General features: G+C 68.4%; 13 protein-coding genes. 2 read left to right on the forward strand and 11 right to left on the reverse strand.

Features of this window, described 5'->3' with window-relative positions:
• Nucleotides 1-34: 34 nt before the first annotated feature.
• Nucleotides 35-895, forward strand: coding sequence for an aminoglycoside phosphotransferase family protein (locus NBG84_RS32230; protein WP_250923224.1), 861 nt, complete (start codon nucleotides 35-37; stop codon nucleotides 893-895).
• Nucleotides 896-1025: 130 nt separating this feature from the next.
• On the opposite strand, the gene NBG84_RS32235 is transcribed toward NBG84_RS32230, so the two are convergent.
• The 11 genes from NBG84_RS32235 to NBG84_RS41655 form a co-directional block, all read right to left on the reverse strand.
• Entirely contained in the window at nucleotides 1026-2723 is a 1698-nt protein-coding gene (locus tag NBG84_RS32235; protein WP_250923225.1) for a proline--tRNA ligase, read from the reverse strand.
• A gap of 69 nt (nucleotides 2724-2792) precedes the next feature.
• Nucleotides 2793-3341, reverse strand: coding sequence for a GNAT family N-acetyltransferase (locus tag NBG84_RS32240; protein WP_250923226.1), 549 nt, complete (start codon nucleotides 3339-3341; stop codon nucleotides 2793-2795).
• Nucleotides 3342-3502: 161 nt separating this feature from the next.
• The gene (locus NBG84_RS32245) at nucleotides 3503-4348 is read right to left on the reverse strand and encodes a GNAT family N-acetyltransferase (protein WP_250923227.1); all 846 of its coding nucleotides are present in this window, start codon (nucleotides 4346-4348) and stop codon (nucleotides 3503-3505) included.
• Nucleotides 4349-4716: 368 nt separating this feature from the next.
• Entirely contained in the window at nucleotides 4717-5874 is a 1158-nt protein-coding gene (gene ispG, locus NBG84_RS32250; RefSeq protein WP_250923228.1) for a flavodoxin-dependent (E)-4-hydroxy-3-methylbut-2-enyl-diphosphate synthase, read from the reverse strand.
• A 166-nt stretch (nucleotides 5875-6040) separates the two neighbouring features.
• Nucleotides 6041-7342, reverse strand: a complete 1302-nt coding sequence (locus tag NBG84_RS32255; protein ID WP_250923229.1) for a M50 family metallopeptidase — start codon at nucleotides 7340-7342, stop codon at nucleotides 6041-6043.
• Nucleotides 7339-8589: a 1-deoxy-D-xylulose-5-phosphate reductoisomerase gene (gene dxr, locus NBG84_RS32260; protein WP_250923230.1), complete on the reverse strand. Its 1251-nt coding sequence runs from the start codon at nucleotides 8587-8589 to the stop codon at nucleotides 7339-7341. Before dxr ends, NBG84_RS32255 begins: the two co-directional genes overlap by 4 nt.
• Nucleotides 8590-8641: 52 nt before the next feature.
• On the reverse strand, nucleotides 8642-10588 hold the full coding sequence (locus NBG84_RS32265; protein ID WP_250923231.1) for an acyl-CoA dehydrogenase family protein: 1947 nt from the start codon (nucleotides 10586-10588) through the stop codon (nucleotides 8642-8644).
• 236 nt (nucleotides 10589-10824) lie between these two features.
• A complete protein-coding gene (locus tag NBG84_RS32270) occupies nucleotides 10825-11163 on the reverse strand; it encodes a MazG-like family protein (protein ID WP_250923232.1) in 339 nt (112 codons plus the stop codon).
• Between the two features lie 31 nt (nucleotides 11164-11194).
• A complete protein-coding gene (locus NBG84_RS32275) occupies nucleotides 11195-11407 on the reverse strand; it encodes a hypothetical protein (RefSeq protein WP_250923233.1) in 213 nt (70 codons plus the stop codon).
• A gap of 937 nt (nucleotides 11408-12344) precedes the next feature.
• Nucleotides 12345-12485 (reverse strand): hypothetical protein, encoded by a 141-nt coding sequence (locus tag NBG84_RS32280; protein ID WP_250923234.1) that lies wholly within the window; start codon nucleotides 12483-12485, stop codon nucleotides 12345-12347.
• Nucleotides 12486-12997: 512 nt separating this feature from the next.
• On the reverse strand, nucleotides 12998-13486 hold the full coding sequence (locus NBG84_RS41655; RefSeq protein WP_425608738.1) for an ATP-binding protein: 489 nt from the start codon (nucleotides 13484-13486) through the stop codon (nucleotides 12998-13000).
• A 375-nt stretch (nucleotides 13487-13861) separates the two neighbouring features.
• Here NBG84_RS41655 and NBG84_RS32285 point away from each other — a divergent pair, with 375 nt between their 5' ends.
• Nucleotides 13862-15091, forward strand: a complete 1230-nt coding sequence (locus NBG84_RS32285) for an NsdA family TPR-like regulatory protein (RefSeq protein ID WP_486679382.1) — start codon at nucleotides 13862-13864, stop codon at nucleotides 15089-15091.
• The last annotated feature ends 59 nt before the right edge of the window (nucleotides 15092-15150 follow it).

Genomic DNA, 15150 nt, shown 5'->3' on the forward strand with positions numbered 1-15150 from the left:
GTGGTGAAGATGTCGGAGAGGGAACTACTCGCGCATGGGTTTTGAAGCGCCCCAGCGTCTGGTGCGGGCGCTCGACGAGGGCGATGCCTGGCTGGCCGGGCTGCCATCGACCGTCGAACAGACGGTGAACCGACTGGGACTGACGGTCGACCGCACGGTGGTCCCCGGCGGCAGAAGCAGCTGTGTCCTCCTCGTGCGTCGGGCGGACGGCACCCCGGCGGCGCTCAAGCTCGCACCGCCGGCAGCCGCCCCCGAACGGGAGCAGGTGGCGCTGGAGCGTTGGGACGGCTGGGGTGCGGTACGCCCGCTCGCCGCGGAAGGACGTCCACAGGGGGCACTCCTGCTGGAGCGGCTGCATCCGGAGGTCTCCCTGCGGTCGCTGCCCGACGCCAAGGCGCTGCTGGAGGCGGCCGGGATCGTACGGCGGCTCTGGGTGGAGCCGCCGCCCCGGCATGACCTGGAGTCGGTCGCGGAACGGACCGAGCGGCAGTCGCTGGCGATGCGGGACTCCACCGATCCCCTGGTGAGGGCCGCTCTGGCCGCTCGCGATGAGCTGGTCGCCACCTCGCCGGAGACCCTGCTGCTGCACGGGAGCTTCCGTCAGGGCAAGGTGCTGGCCGGGGACCAGACGCCATGGGTGGCGGTGGGTCCTGATCCGCTGGTCGGTGAGCGGGCCTACGACCTGGCCCGGCTGGTGCGGGACCGGGTGGAGGACCTGGTGGCCGCGTCGGCGGGGGCATCGGCGGCCCGGCGCAGGGTGAAGAAGCTGGCCGACTCGCTGGAAGTGGACGCGGAACGGGTACGCGGATGGGCGCTGTTCCGCGCGGTGGAGTCGGCGGGTCGGGTGCCCACTCGGGAGGCGGAACTCCGCTTGGAGTTCGCTTCCTGGCTCTGAACGCCCATGGGAGAGCCGGTCCGCTGGGGCTACTCCCCGCGCGGGCCCGGCTCCACGTTCGGTCGGATGCCGCAGGGGACACACGCTCGCCCAGTCCGCATGGCGGCGGACCGGGCGAGTAGGCAGGCCGTCAGGCGCGCAGTCGGGCAACCGCTTCCGCGAGGGGGAGTTCCTCGCGCTCGCCGGTGCGGCGGTCCTTCAGTTCGAGGACGCCCTCAGCCGCACGGCGGCCGGCGACCAGGATCTTGGGGACACCGATCAGCTCGGCGTCGGTGAACTTCACGCCCGGCGAGACACCCGGACGCTCGTCCACCAGCACGCGCAGCCCGGCCTCGGCCAGCTGCTCGGCCGCCTGGAGCGCCAGTTCGATCTGGAGGGCCTTGCCGGCCGCGACCACATGGACGTCCGCGGGCGCGATCTCAGCGGGCCAGCACAGACCCTGCTCATCGGCGGTCTGCTCGGCGAGCGCCGCGACCGCACGGGAGACGCCGATGCCGTAGGAGCCCATGGTGACGCGGGTGGGCTTGCCGTTCTGCCCCAGCACATCGAGCTGGAAGGCGTCGGCGTACTTGCGGCCCAGCTGGAAGATATGGCCGATCTCGATGGCGCGGTCCAACTTGAGGCCGGTCCCGCACTTCGGGCAGGGGTCGCCGTCCTGGACCACGACGACATCCACGTACTCGTCGATCTCGAAGTCCCGCCCGGCCACCACATTGCGGACATGGGCGCCGTCCTTGTTGGCGCCGGTGATCCAGGCGGTGCCGGCGGCGATCCGCGGGTCGGCGAGGTAGCGGACCTTCTCCAGGCCCTGCGGGCCGACGTAGCCGCGCACCAGGTCGGGGCGGTCGGTGAAGTCCTCCGCGGTGACCAGCTCCACCTGGGCGGGGGCGAGGTGGTCGCCGAGCTTTCCGAGGTCCACCTCGCGGTCCCCGGGCACCCCGACGGCGACGATCTCTCCGTCGACCTTCACCAGGAGGTTCTTCAGGGTGGCGGAGGCCCGCACCCCGAGGTGGGCGGCGAGGGACTCGATGGTCGGGGTGTCGGGGGTGTCCAGCTCCTCCATGGCGGGGTGCGCCACGGCGGCGGGGGCCTCGACGGTGAAGGTCACGGCCTCCGTGTTCGCCGCGTAGTCGCAGGAGGTGCAGTGGACGAAGGTGTCCTCGCCGGCCGCGGCCGGGGCCAGGAACTCCTCCGACGCCGAGCCGCCCATGGCGCCCGAGACCGCGGAGACGATCCGGTGGTCGAGCCCGAGCCTGCGGAAGATCTTGATGTACGCCTCACGGTGCAGGCCGTAGGACTCGGTGAGGCCCTCGTCGGTGGTGTCGAAGGAGTACGAGTCCTTCATCAGGAACTCCCGGCCGCGCAGGATGCCCGAGCGGGGGCGGGCCTCGTCGCGGTACTTCGACTGGATCTGGTAGAGGACCACGGGCAGGTCCTTGTAGGAGCTGCACTGGTCCTTGACAAGAAGGGTGAAGATCTCCTCGTGGGTGGGTCCGAGGAGGTAGTCGGCTCCCTTGCGGTCCTTGAGCCTGAACAGCTCGGGCCCGTACTCCTCCCAGCGCCCGCTGGCCTCGTAGGGCTCCTTGGGGAGCACTGCCGGGAGGAGGACCTCCTGGCCGCCCATGGCGTCCATCTCCTCGCGCACCACACGGGTGACGTTCTCCAGGACCTGCTTGCCGAGCGGCAGCCAGGACCAGATGCCCGCCGCGTTGCGCCGCACATAGCCGGCCCGGACGAGCAGCTTGTGACTGAGCGTTTCGGCGTCTGCCGGGTCATCGCGCAGTGTCTTGACCATCAGACGGGACATGCGCTGGACCTGGGCTGCCATGGGGAACTCTCCTGCGTCAAGAAAGGGTGGTGCTCAGGAGGTTAGCTGGGTGGCCGCTGAGGGTGGAAATCAGTTCCCCCGCAGCAACGGCAGCGGGGCGCCCATGACCACGTAGGGACTGGGTGCGCTGGGGAAGTGGACCGGGCGCGCGAGGTCCTGGTAGCCGAGGCTGCGATAGAGCCCGCGGGCCGGGGACTCGAAGTCGAGGGCGGAGAGGATGGAGCGCGGCTGATCCACGCCGTCGGTGATGGAGGTGATCAGCGAACGCCCGATGCCCCGGCCCTGGAAGGCGGGGTGGACATGGAGTTCGGTGATGACGAACGAGTCATCGAGCCAGTGGTCGATGCCCTGGCGGCGGAGGTAGGGCTCCACCACGGTGGACCACCAGTGCCCGCGGTCGTTGGGCATGCCGTAGACGAACCCCACGAGCCGGCCGGATTCCGTCTGGGCGCCGAGGGCCCAGGCGCCCGGCTGGAGCAGATGGCGGTAGACGATGTGGCGGCGCACGCCGATCTCTTCGTCGGTGAGCCCGAAGGCGAGGGCCTGCACCGCAAGGGCTTCGTCGATCCGGGCGGCGAGATTGACCGGCCCGACCACAACATCGGAGAGTGCTGCCATGCGCGAACCCTACTGGGCGCACTCGGTGTCCAGGTCGGCGCACGGTGACCAAGGGGCGGATGCGCGGCCCGCTGCCCAGCCGGTTCACCGATGGCCGGGGGAAGAGGCACCAGGACAGGGCGCCGGAACTGGGCGCCAGAGGCGAACGTCAGGGGTTGGCGTTAGAACAGGACGCTCATAAAGGCGCCGGTCTCCTCGAAGCCCACCCGTCGATACGCGGCCCGCGCGGCGGTGTTGTAGTCGTTCACATAGAGGCTGACGACGGGCGCCACATCGGCGAGTGCGTAGCGCAGCACGGCGGCCATACCGGTCTCGGACAGTCCGCGGCCCCGGTACTCGGGGTCGACCCAGACGCCCTGGATCTGGCAGGCCTGGGGGGTGGCGGCGCCGATCTCGGCCTTGAAGATGACTCTGCCGTCGTCGATGCGGGCGAACGAGCGGCCGGCCCCCACGAGTTCCGCCACCCGTGCCTGGTAGAGGAGTCCGCCGTCACCGGCCATCGGGGAGATGCCGACCTCCTCGGTGAACATCGCCACACAGGCGGGCATGATCACATCCATCTCATCCTTGCGGATGCGGCGGACATAGGGGTCGGGCTCGATGTCGGTGGGCAGCCGATCGGCGACCATCAGCGGCTGATGGGGGCGTACGTCCCTGGCCGGGCCCCAGCTCGGTTCCAGCAGGCGCCAGAGTCTGGCCGTGGGTTCGGCCGGGCCGACGATCGACGAGCAGCGACGGCCGGCCCGGCGGGCGCGGTCGGCAAAGGCGCGGATGGCCTCGGGGGTGGCGCAGATGGGCACCAGATTGGCGCCGGAGTAGCACAGGGAGCGCAGGCGGCCGTCGGTGTACCAGCCCCACATCTCGCCGCCGAGCCGCCAGGGGTCGAGTCCGGCGACCTGAACCCGAGAGGTGACGAAGGCGTTCGTCACAGGTTCGCTCTCCAGAACGGCGAGCGCCGCTCCGAGTTCGCTGGGTTCGAGGACCCGGGTGGTGGTCTGCGTCAACACGAGGGGGCCTCACCAAACGGTCTGCTGATCCCCGAACTGTACCTGCCAGGTGGGCGGGGTGCCGAGCAGCGGATGGCCCCGCAACCGCGACGGAGACGGATACGGGGCCGAAATGCCCTGGTGAGGGGCTGGTCAACGGTTTCGGGGCGGGTGGGCCCAGTGGGCATCGGTCAGGGCTGTGACCGGGGTCGTGCACCCGTTTCCGCGGTGTTCCCGCTGGGCGGACCCGGGGGCTGTCGCGGGGCCCACCGCATATCGCTGCGGTAGGCCCAGCGAAACCACGGAGGGGGAACGTCGCCTCCCCGCACAGGCTTCCCGGCGCGGGCCTCCCAGCGCCGGGGCCGCAAGCGCGCGTGGCAGAGCCGGACTCAGACGCCGATCGAGACCGTCGGTTCGCCCGAGCCGATGCCGGCCTTCTCCATCTCCTCGGCGATCTTCATCGCCTCGTCGATCAGGGTCTCCACGATCTTCGACTCGGGGACGGTCTTGATGACCTCGCCCTTGACGAAGATCTGCCCCTTGCCATTGCCGGATGCCACGCCGAGGTCGGCCTCACGGGCCTCGCCCGGTCCGTTCACCACACAGCCCATGACGGCGACCCGCAGGGGCACCTCCATGCCCTCAAGGCCGGCGGTGACCTCCTCGGCGAGCTTGTAGACATCGACCTGGGCCCGACCGCAGGAGGGGCAGGAGACGATCTCCAGTCGGCGCTGGCGGAGGTTGAGCGACTCCAGGATCTGGATGCCGACCTTGATCTCCTCGACCGGAGGGGCCGAGAGCGAGACGCGGATGGTGTCGCCGATGCCCTCGCTCAGCAGTGCGCCGAACGCCACGGCCGACTTGATGGTGCCCTGGAAGGCGGGTCCTGCCTCGGTGACACCGAGGTGGAGCGGGTAGTCGCACTGGGCCGCGAGTTGGCGGTAGGCGTTGACCATCACCACGGGGTCGTTGTGCTTGACCGAGATCTTGATGTCCCGGAAGCCGTGCTCCTCGAAGAGCGAGGCCTCCCACAGCGCCGATTCGACCAGCGCTTCGGGGGTGGCCTTGCCGTACTTCTTCATCAGCCGCGCATCCAGCGAGCCGGCGTTGACCCCGATCCGGATCGGGGTGCCGGATGCCAGCGCGGCCCCCGCGATCTCCTTCACCTTGTCGTCGAACTGCTTGATGTTGCCCGGGTTGACCCGGACCGCGGCGCAGCCGGCGTCGATGGCGGCGAAGACATACTTCGGCTGGAAGTGAATGTCGGCGATGACCGGAATCTGCGACTTGCGCGCAATGGTGGCGAGCGCGTCGGCGTCGTCCTGGGTCGGGCAGGCCACCCGGACGATCTGGCAGCCGGAGGCCGTCAGCTCGGCGATCTGCTGAAGGGTCGCACCGATGTCGGAGGTGCGGGTCGTCGTCATCGACTGCACGGAGACCTGGGCGTCACCGCCTACCGCCACGGACCCGACCTGGATCTTCCGGCTGACCCGTCGGTCGGCGAGCTTGATCGGAACGGGAGGAATTCCGAGAGAAATCGCGGTCATCTGCTGTGCAACCCCAAGGTGTGGATCGAGGTCCCGAGAACGGCGGGCTCCAGGTAGTCGAGATTACGGCACCGGGGTTACGACAAGCACATCGCGCGAGGAAAACACCACCCATAGGTGAGCGGCCGGGTGCAAAGTGCACCCGGCCGCCGCACAAGGGGGCCCTTCAGCTGATCTTGACCGGGTTGACGATGTCCGCGACGAGCACCAGCAGGGTGAAGCAGATGAAGACGCCCGCGACCACATAGGCGACCGGCATCAGCTTGGCGACGTCGAAGGGGCCGGGGTCCGGGCGCCGGAAGACCTTCGCCACGTTGCGGCGTACGGACTCCCACAGGGCGCCGGCGATATGGCCGCCGTCCAGGGGCAGCAGCGGCAGCATGTTGAACAGGAACAGGGAGAGGTTGAAGCCGGCGAGCAGCATCATGAAGGTGGCGATGATGTTCTCGGTGGGCACATCGAGGTTCATCACCTCACCGCTGATGCGGGCCGCGCCGACCACACCGACCGGCGAGTCGTCCTTGCGCTCGCCGTCGCTGAAGGCCGCGTCCCAGAGGTCCGGGACCTTGGCGGGCAGCGCGATGATCGACTCGACGCCGTTCTCCATCATGTCGCCCATGCGGTCGACGGACTGCGGGAAGTTCAGCGGCAGGATCTCGGTCTGGGCGGCGAAGCCGAGGTAGCCGGCCGGGATGAAGGCGTCCGGGACGACCTCGCCGTCGGAGTCCTTCTTGGCCACCATGTTCTTGATGAGGGTGGCCTGGAGGACCTGCTCGGTTCCATCGCGCTCGACCGTGATGGAGGCCGGGCCGATCGTCTCGCGGATGCGGTCGGAGAGCTCGGGCCAGCCGGAGACGGGCTCACCGTTGAAAGCGACGATCTTGTCGCCCTCCTGGAGGCCGGCCTGCTTGGCGGGCGACACCGGGTCGCCGGCCGCGCACTTGTCACGCTTCTCGCTCTGCTCGATGACACAGCTCTGGACACCGGCGACCTTGGTGGTCTGGGTGGCGAAACCGAAGGTCATCGCCACGCCGAGGAAGATCGCCACGGCCAGGATCAGATTCATGAACGGCCCGGCGAACATCACGATGACGCGCTTCCACGGCTTGCGGGTGTAGAACAGCCGCTTCTCGTCGCCCGGCTGGAGCTCCTCGTAGGCAGCGGTGCGGGCGTCTTCGATCATGCCGCGCCACGGCGAGGTGGAACGGGCCTCGATGCGGCCGTCGGCCCCGGGTGGGAACATCCCGATCATGCGGATGTAGCCGCCCATGGGGATGGCCTTGATGCCGTACTCCGTCTCCCCCCGGCGCCGGGAGAAGAGGGTCGGGCCGAAACCGACCATGTACTGGGGCACCCGGATGCCGAAGAGCTTCGCCGTGGAGAGATGGCCCAGCTCATGCCAGGCGATGGAGAACAGCAGCCCCACGGCGAACAGCCCGATGCCGAGGATGGTCAACAACATCGTCATGCGCGAGCCTCCGCTGTGGCCTTGACCGCGAGTTCCCGAGCCCGGGCCCGGGCCCAGGTCTCCGCTTGCAGGACGTCGGACACCGCCAGTGAAGTTCCCCGGGCGGGCACTCCGTGTTCGGTGACGACCTCCGTGACCGTATCCATGATGGCGTTGAACGGCAGCCGGCCGGCGAGAAACGCCTCGACGCACTCCTCGTTCGCCGCGTTGAACACGGCCGGTGCGGTGCCACCCAGCTCGCCCACCCGGCGGGCCAGACCCACCGAGGGAAAGGCCTCGGTGTCCAGGGGGAAGAACTCCCAAGCCGACGCCTTGGTCCAGTCGAAGGCCGGGGCCGCGTCGGGCACCCGCTCGGGCCAGCCGATGCCGAGCGCGATCGGGCCGCGCATATCGGGCGGCGTTGCCTGGGCCAGCGTCGAGCCGTCGATGAACTCCACCATGGAGTGAACGTAGGACTGCGGGTGGACGACGACCTCGATGCGCTCGAAGGGGATGTCGTAGAGGAGGTGTGCCTCGATGACCTCCAGGCCCTTGTTGACCAGGGTCGCGCTGTTGACGGTGATCACCGGGCCCATGGCCCAGGTGGGGTGTGCCAGTGCCTGCGAGGGGGTGACCTCGGCCAGCTCCGCCCGGGTACGCCCGCGGAAGGGGCCGCCGGAGGCGGTGACCACCAGCTTGCGGACCTCGGAGCGCTTGCCGGAGGCGAGCGACTGGAAGAGCGCGGCGTGCTCGGAGTCCACCGGGATGATCTGGCCCGGTTTGGCGAGGGCCTTGACGAGGGGCCCGCCGACGATGAGCGACTCCTTGTTGGCGAGGGCCAGGGTGCGGCCCGCCCGGAGCGCGGCCAGGGTGGGGGCGAGCCCGATGGAGCCGGTGATTCCGTTGAGCACGGTGTGGCACTCGGATGCGGCCAGGTCGGTGGCCGCGTCCGGTCCGGCCAGGATCTCGGGCAGCGGCTGGGAACCGTACTCCGCGCAGAGTGCGGCGCGGAGCGCCGGAACGGCTTCCTCGCGGGCCACGGCGACGGCGCGGACTCCCAACCGATGGGCCTGCTCGGCCAGCAGGGCGACCCGCCCGCCCGCGGCGGAGAGCGCCGTGACCCGGAAGCGCTCCGGGTTGCGCAGGACGAGGTCGATGGCCTGGGTGCCGATCGATCCGGTGCTGCCGAGGACGACGACGTCCCTGCGGCCGGTGGCCGGATCGAAGACGGTGTGCGGATCGGCAAGGGGGGATGGGCTGTCGCTCATCCCCCCATTGTGGCCGTAATCTCCGGCGGCCCTGACAGCGGTGCCGACCGGGTCAGGGGATGGGCCGGTGGACGTTCTCCCGCTGGGAGGGGCCGGGGCTGGCGTCCGCGATCCAGGGGCCTTCACCGCTGGGGTCGACGATGCCTTCCTCCAGCCACTCGTACCGTCCCGCGAGCACCCCGTCGACCACGCGGCGATCGATGTCGTCGGTGTTGGACCACAGCCGGGTGAACAACTCCTCGATCCGCACCCGGGACTGCCGGCAGAACGCGTCCGCGAGCTGGTACGCCTCACGGCCGTGCTCACCGGAGCCGCGCAGCATCTCCGCCCGTACACAGGCCGCGCTGATCGCGAACAGTTCGGCGCCGATGTCGACGATCCGGCCCAGGAAACCCTGTTTGGTCTCCATCCGGCCCTGCCAGCGGGACATGGCGAGGAAGGTCGAGCGGGCGAGCTTACGGGCGGAGCGTTCGGCGTAGCGCAGATGCACGGCCAGATCGGGGTAGCCACGGGGGTGGAACTCGCCGTACGACCGGGGGCTCTGGCCCGCTCCCACCACCAGTTTGGGCAGCCAGCGGGCGTAGAAGGCGGACGCCTGGGCCCCGGCCCTGGCCTTGTCGCCCAGTGACTTGTCCGGATCGATGAGGTCGCCCGCCACCTTGAGGTGGGCGTCGACCGCCTCGCGTGCGATCAGCAGGTGCATGATCTCGGTGGAACCCTCGAAGATGCGGTTGATCCGCAGATCGCGCAGCATCTGCTCGGCCGGCACCGCCCGCTCACCGCGGGCGGCCAGCGAGTCCGCGGTCTCAAAGCCACGGCCGCCGCGGATCTGGACCAGCTCGTCCGCCATCAGACAGGCCATCTCGGAGCCGTACAGCTTGGCCAGGGCCGCCTCGATACGGATGTCGTTGCGGTCCTCGTCGGCCAGCTGGGAGGCGAGGTCGATGACGGCTTCCAGGGCGAAGGTGGTGGCGGCGATGAAGGAGATCTTCGCGCCCACCGCCTCGTGCTGGGCGACCGGCTTGCCCCACTGCTCCCGGGCGGATGACCACTCGCGGGCGATCTTCAGACACCACTTCCCCGCGGCGGCGCACATCGCCGGCAGCGACAGCCGGCCGGTGTTGAGGGTGGTGAGGGCGATCTTCAGCCCGGCCCCCTCGGGACCGATGCGGTTGGCGGCCGGGACCCGTACCCGGTGGAAGCGGGTGACACCGTTCTCCAGACCGCGCAGCCCCATGAAGGCGTTGCGGTTCTCCACCGTGATGCCCTCGCTGTCCGCCTCCACCACGAAGGCGGTGATGCCCCCGGGGTGCCCATCGGACTTCGGCACCCGGGCCATCACCACCAGGAGGTTGGCGACGACACCGTTGGTGGTCCAGAGCTTGACCCCGTCGAGGACGTACGAGTCCCCGTCCGGCACCGCGGTGGTGGCGAGCCGGGCCGGGTCGGAGCCGACATCGGGCTCGGTGAGCAGAAAGGCCGAGATATCGGTACGGGCGAGCCTCGGCAGGAAGGTGTCCTTCTGCTCCTCGGTGCCGAAGGTCTTCAGCGGCTGCGGTACGCCGATCGACTGGTGAGCGGAGAGCAGCGCGCCGATCGCGGGGCTGGCCGAGCCCACGAGCGCCAGGGCCCGGTTGTAGTAGAGCTGGGTCAGACCGAGCCCCCCGTACTTGGTGTCGATCTTCATCCCCAGGGCGCCGATCTCCCGGAGGCCGTTGATGACGTCATCGGGGATACGGGCCTCACGGTCGATGAGCGCGCCGTCGATACGGGTCTCACAGAACTCGCGCAGCTTGGCGAGGAACTCCTCGCCCCGCCGGCTGGCCTCACCCGAGGGAACAGGGTGAGGATGGATCAGATCGAGCCGCAGCCGGCCCAGGAACAGCTCCTTGGCGAAGCTCGGCTTGTGCCAGTCCTGCTCACGCGCGGCCTCGGCGACCTGCCGGGCCTCACGCTCGGTGACCTTGGGGGTGCGGTCCTTCTCCAGTGGTGCGGTCATGAGGTCCACCTCGCCGCGAGTCGGGTTGGGGCGCCGGTCGGGGCGGGGCGCTCGACCAACCGGTACTACTCGTCCGTATTACCCGATTACGGGACCGCTCACCATATGGGGGCAGCAGGTGGGGGAATGGTGGGGCGGAGGGGTGGGGAATCGGCCTCCGCGTCACCTCGCGGTGTGGGCGCCAGCGGTCCCGGAGCTGGTCGGCCAGGACCCGCACCACGGGTGTGCCAGGCTGGTCATCCCTCGCCAGCGGAACCCGGCAGGCTCCTGGCCACCAGGTGCCGAAGCCGGTCATCGAGCAGCTTCTCCCCGTCCGGGGTGATGGTGGCCAACGCGACCATGCTGGTCACGATGACATCGCACAGCTCCTTCTCCACGTCCTGCCAGGTGTGGCTGAATCCTTTACGGGGATTGGCGCCCAACGCGCCGTGCAGGGCCTGTGCGACCTCGCCGTACTCCTCACCGATCTTGAGCACCCGCAGCAGCTTGACGTCTCCCGCCTCAGCCACGACGGCTTCCCTGTCCAGCCAGTCCTTCAACAGCTCCACCCGGGCCCAGGTGGTGTTCGCTTCCATATCGGTCTCCTTCTGTCTTCGCTGGCGGGGGTCAGAAAAGGGCAGGCACGGCACGGACCGGGTCGGTCACGGACAGCGGCTCCGTGGCGTCGCGGTCGAGCGCCAAGGTCAGGGCCGAATGGTCCGTGAGTCGATCGGGTCCGATCCGGGGCTCGTGCACGTGCTGGCAGTTGCGCACGCGATCCTTGAGCGGAGCGGATACATGGGCGTGGTCGTAGCGATAGCCGTCCCCGGTGCGTCCCACCCATGAGTACTCCAGGGTGTTCGGGGAGAGCAGACGGAACGCATCGACGTAGCGGCCCGTCCTCTACTGACGACGCCCACGCCACGCCAGGAACCCGGCGTAGTCGTCTAGTGCCGGTGTCCTCTCTCGCTCAGGCTCACGTACGTGGTAGCCGGCTGCGGTCAGCCCCCGCCGCACACGGTCGATCCCCCCTCGCCAGTGCTCCCCCGCCGCTGCCGGGACCGCGCCGTCCGGATGACGCAGAAACGCGGGGGCTGGCCGCCACAGGACCCGGACACACAACTCGGCGTACGGAGGCCATAGGACCGCCAGTGCCTGTTGCGCCATCAGGGTCCCGTGGGGCTGAGCCCACTGGCTCTGCGTCTGGCTGAGCACCGCTTGCACCATGCGCAAGGGATCACGCTCCGGGTATACGTAGGCGGGCTGGCCGAGGTGCGGGCGAGCCGGCTCCGATCCCTCCCACGCGCACGGGGGTGGCCACAACTCATCGTGGTCCTGGCGCCACACCAGGATGTCTTCATTCGCATGGAGGCTGGGCACCCTCTGCGGGCCGGTGATCTCGGCCTGATATCCCAGCGTCCGCAAGGACTCGCAGAGCGATTTCGTACGCGCCTTCCAGTGCTCTTCGGCACCGGTCGGTGTCAGACCGGTTCTAGTGTCTCGGCGCCAGGTCCTATCGGGATACCAGCGCACGACGACACATCGAGTCGCACCGGGCGGCCACGCTTCTTCGGGTGCGGAGAGCACCTGGCACCAACCAAGCCCATCGGGCAGCGTGCGATAGGAAATGCCGCCTCGGACGGCCGAGGAGGGAGTCAATCCAAGATCCCGGAGAATCCGCTCCACCTCGATGGTGTCCAGGAGACGATTTCGGCGGAGCGCGTCTGGTCGGGTCATAAGGTTCCCGTCGGGAATGCAAAGGGACATCGGCGTCTACTCATTGACTGGTCACGCTGTACGCGAGCACGGTCATCCATCCGGCGACGACCGCTACGCACAGGGCCTGACGTATCCGCTCGGCCTTCTTGGCAAGGGGGCGTTTCCCTAGCTCGCCATATGCCGCCTGAGGACGTCGCAACCGGCTCTCCTTAACTGTTCAGCGCAAGATTTGGCGGTGGCGCATTCAGCGCCGTGAGAGGAATCCGGGTCGACGTTTCGGTGGCTGTGCACGCGGAGGACCAAATGCGCTCTGGTCAGCGCGGACGGGGAGGACCGTGGGCACCAAACCCAGCACATATCGGCCGGACCAGTCAGATGCAACGAGTGTGAACGGCTGGCCTGCCTTGAGCCTTTCGAAGTCGTTGTATCGACGGCGCTCGTCGTTGACCCACATCCGCAATTGGGTCGGCGCATCACCAAGATCAAGGGCGAGTTGGGGCTCTATGGCTACGCAGATCAAGGCGGCCGACCAGGGCACATCGGGGTCAGGATCAAGCCCGTTGGCGATCCGGACCGCCTGGACGCACAACCACCGCATGGCCCGCCCCGCGTAGGGGGTCGCGAACGTGCCGAGTACGACCCGAGGAGGTGAAGAATCAGGCGACTCCACCTCGGCCACGGCCTGGGCCCAATACGCGAGCCGGCCGGAGGTCACCGACCGCCTCCAAGCGCAAAGACACACCAAGTGCGGTTAAGCGAGCCGTCCTCAACAACCCCCCAGCTATCTGCGTAGGCGTCCACCAGCATCAGCCCACGACCGCTCTCGTCTAGTAGATCTACTTCACGCGGGCATAACGGCATCTGCTGGCGGCCCGTGCTGCTACTCACCTCGATATGGATCTGGGTGTTCGTACACCACATGCGCACCCCGACGTTGCCCTCCCCGTGGAGGAACGCGTTCGTGACCAGCTCGGAGAGGCACAGGCTGACGGCATCACCGAAGGATGAGAAGCCCCACAGGCTCGCGTGAGCACGGCCGAGGCGGCGGATCTGACCGGGCCTTTGTCTGTCCTCCGGCGTCATGGGGTGACCAGGCCGAGTACTAGGGCGCAGGCAGAGAGAGAAGATGGGCGCGCCCTTCGGCGGGGACGGAGCGTCGCGGACGGTAAGTGTGGTCTGACGAGACGTTGAGGGCGACATGAGGGTGTCTCTCCATCAGTCGGGAACGCGCTGGTGGCGCTTGTGCCACGTGATGTTCTCTGCTGGCACGGTCCGTATCCGAACGGCCACCCATGCGTTTCAGATGGCTCAGAGGAGGTGGTTCCTGGGCCGCAGGTCAGCTCAGATCCGGAGGTCATACGACGGTCTGTTGCCCAGAATGGTCAGTCGGGCGCCGGAGCTGTCCCGCTCTCCCCGGGCACCCGTCTGTGGTGCTCCTCAAGTCAACCGGTCTGAGTTATGCACTCACAGGTCAGAAGGCACCGACTTCGCGCCGGGGAGGCGGACAATTTGACCAACGGACGGGTGGGTCATAGCTACGGTCAGCGGTACAACTCGCGGCAAGTGGGGTATCCGATGAGCAGTCCGGCGAACCGTCAACTTAGTCTTCTGATGCAGGAGTTCGGCTATACGCAAGAAAGCCTGGCCGAGAGGATCAATGAAACAGCAGCTCTCTTCTGCGGTGGTGGTCTTCAACCTTGCACGGACCGGAACATCCGACGCTGGCTGTCGGGCCAGGTCCGCTGGCCGCACGCGCGCTATCTTGTCGCACTGGAACACATTTTCGGGCGCCCAGCCCATGAGATCGGCTTTGTGCCGAGAGGAAAGAGCAGCGTGGTGCCAAAACCGCCCGCGCCGCTCGAATCGGAGGAGGACCCAGTGTTGCGTCGCCGGTTCGTCACCGCTTCCACAGCCGCAACGTTCGCTACCACCCTCGGAATCGACGAAACACCACAGCAGGGCCGCATCTCCATGGGCGATGTAGGCCGCGTGAACGAGCGGATCGATCGGCTCGAAGCCGAGTTCTTTGCCATCGGCGGCAGCCCTCTCGTTGAAGTCGCAGTTGCCTACATCACGCGGCTACGAGCCGCGCTCGATGGCTGCTCCTACAGCGACCGGGTCGAAAAGGAACTGCTCAAGTCGATCAGCAGCCTGTACTGCAAAGCCGGATGGGGAGCCTGGGACAGCGACAACATCGTTCAGGCGTCGCGGATGCACTCCGCTTCCCTACAAAGCGCTCTTGTGGCCGGTGACTCGATTGCCGCTGCGCGCGCGTGGTCGGCCTTATCCATCCAAGCCCGGCTCGAAGGTCGTCACCGCGAGGCGGTCCAGATCGTAGAGACCGCCCTCAGCGATCGCCGCGCACGGCAGGACCCGTACATCTGCACTCTCCTGCACGCTCGACTCGCGTGCGGGCACGCCCGCAACCGCGACCGGTCGAAGACAGCGCGAGCCCTGCTCCGCGCCGAGCAAGCCTACGACCGGGTCCCCGTCGGCGGCCCGCCAGCCGTCTGGCTGAACTTCCTCAACGCGGCGGAAGTGTCAGGGCTCGCGGCACATGCCCAGCGAGAGCTGGGCTCCTACGACCACGCAGAAGCCGCTGCCACCCAGGCGCTGGGCCTTCTCCCTCCCGCGTTGCGTCGCAGCAGGGCCTACATCCAGGTGCAGTTGGCTGAGCTTCAGGTGCTCAACAGCGAGCGCGAAGGCGCTGCCGCGACCCTTGCCGAGATCGAGACACCCTCTCTCGTCATTCCTCGCCTCACCGGGCGGATCACAGCTGTGCGGCGAATCGTCGCAGCCGCCTAGGACGGGCCGGTTCGTGACTGCCAGCATCAGCAACCAGTAGGCCAGGAGCAGGCCGCCGA

It is taken from the genome of Streptomyces albipurpureus (assembly GCF_023701525.1).
Classification (GTDB): domain Bacteria; phylum Actinomycetota; class Actinomycetes; order Streptomycetales; family Streptomycetaceae; genus Streptomyces; species Streptomyces albipurpureus.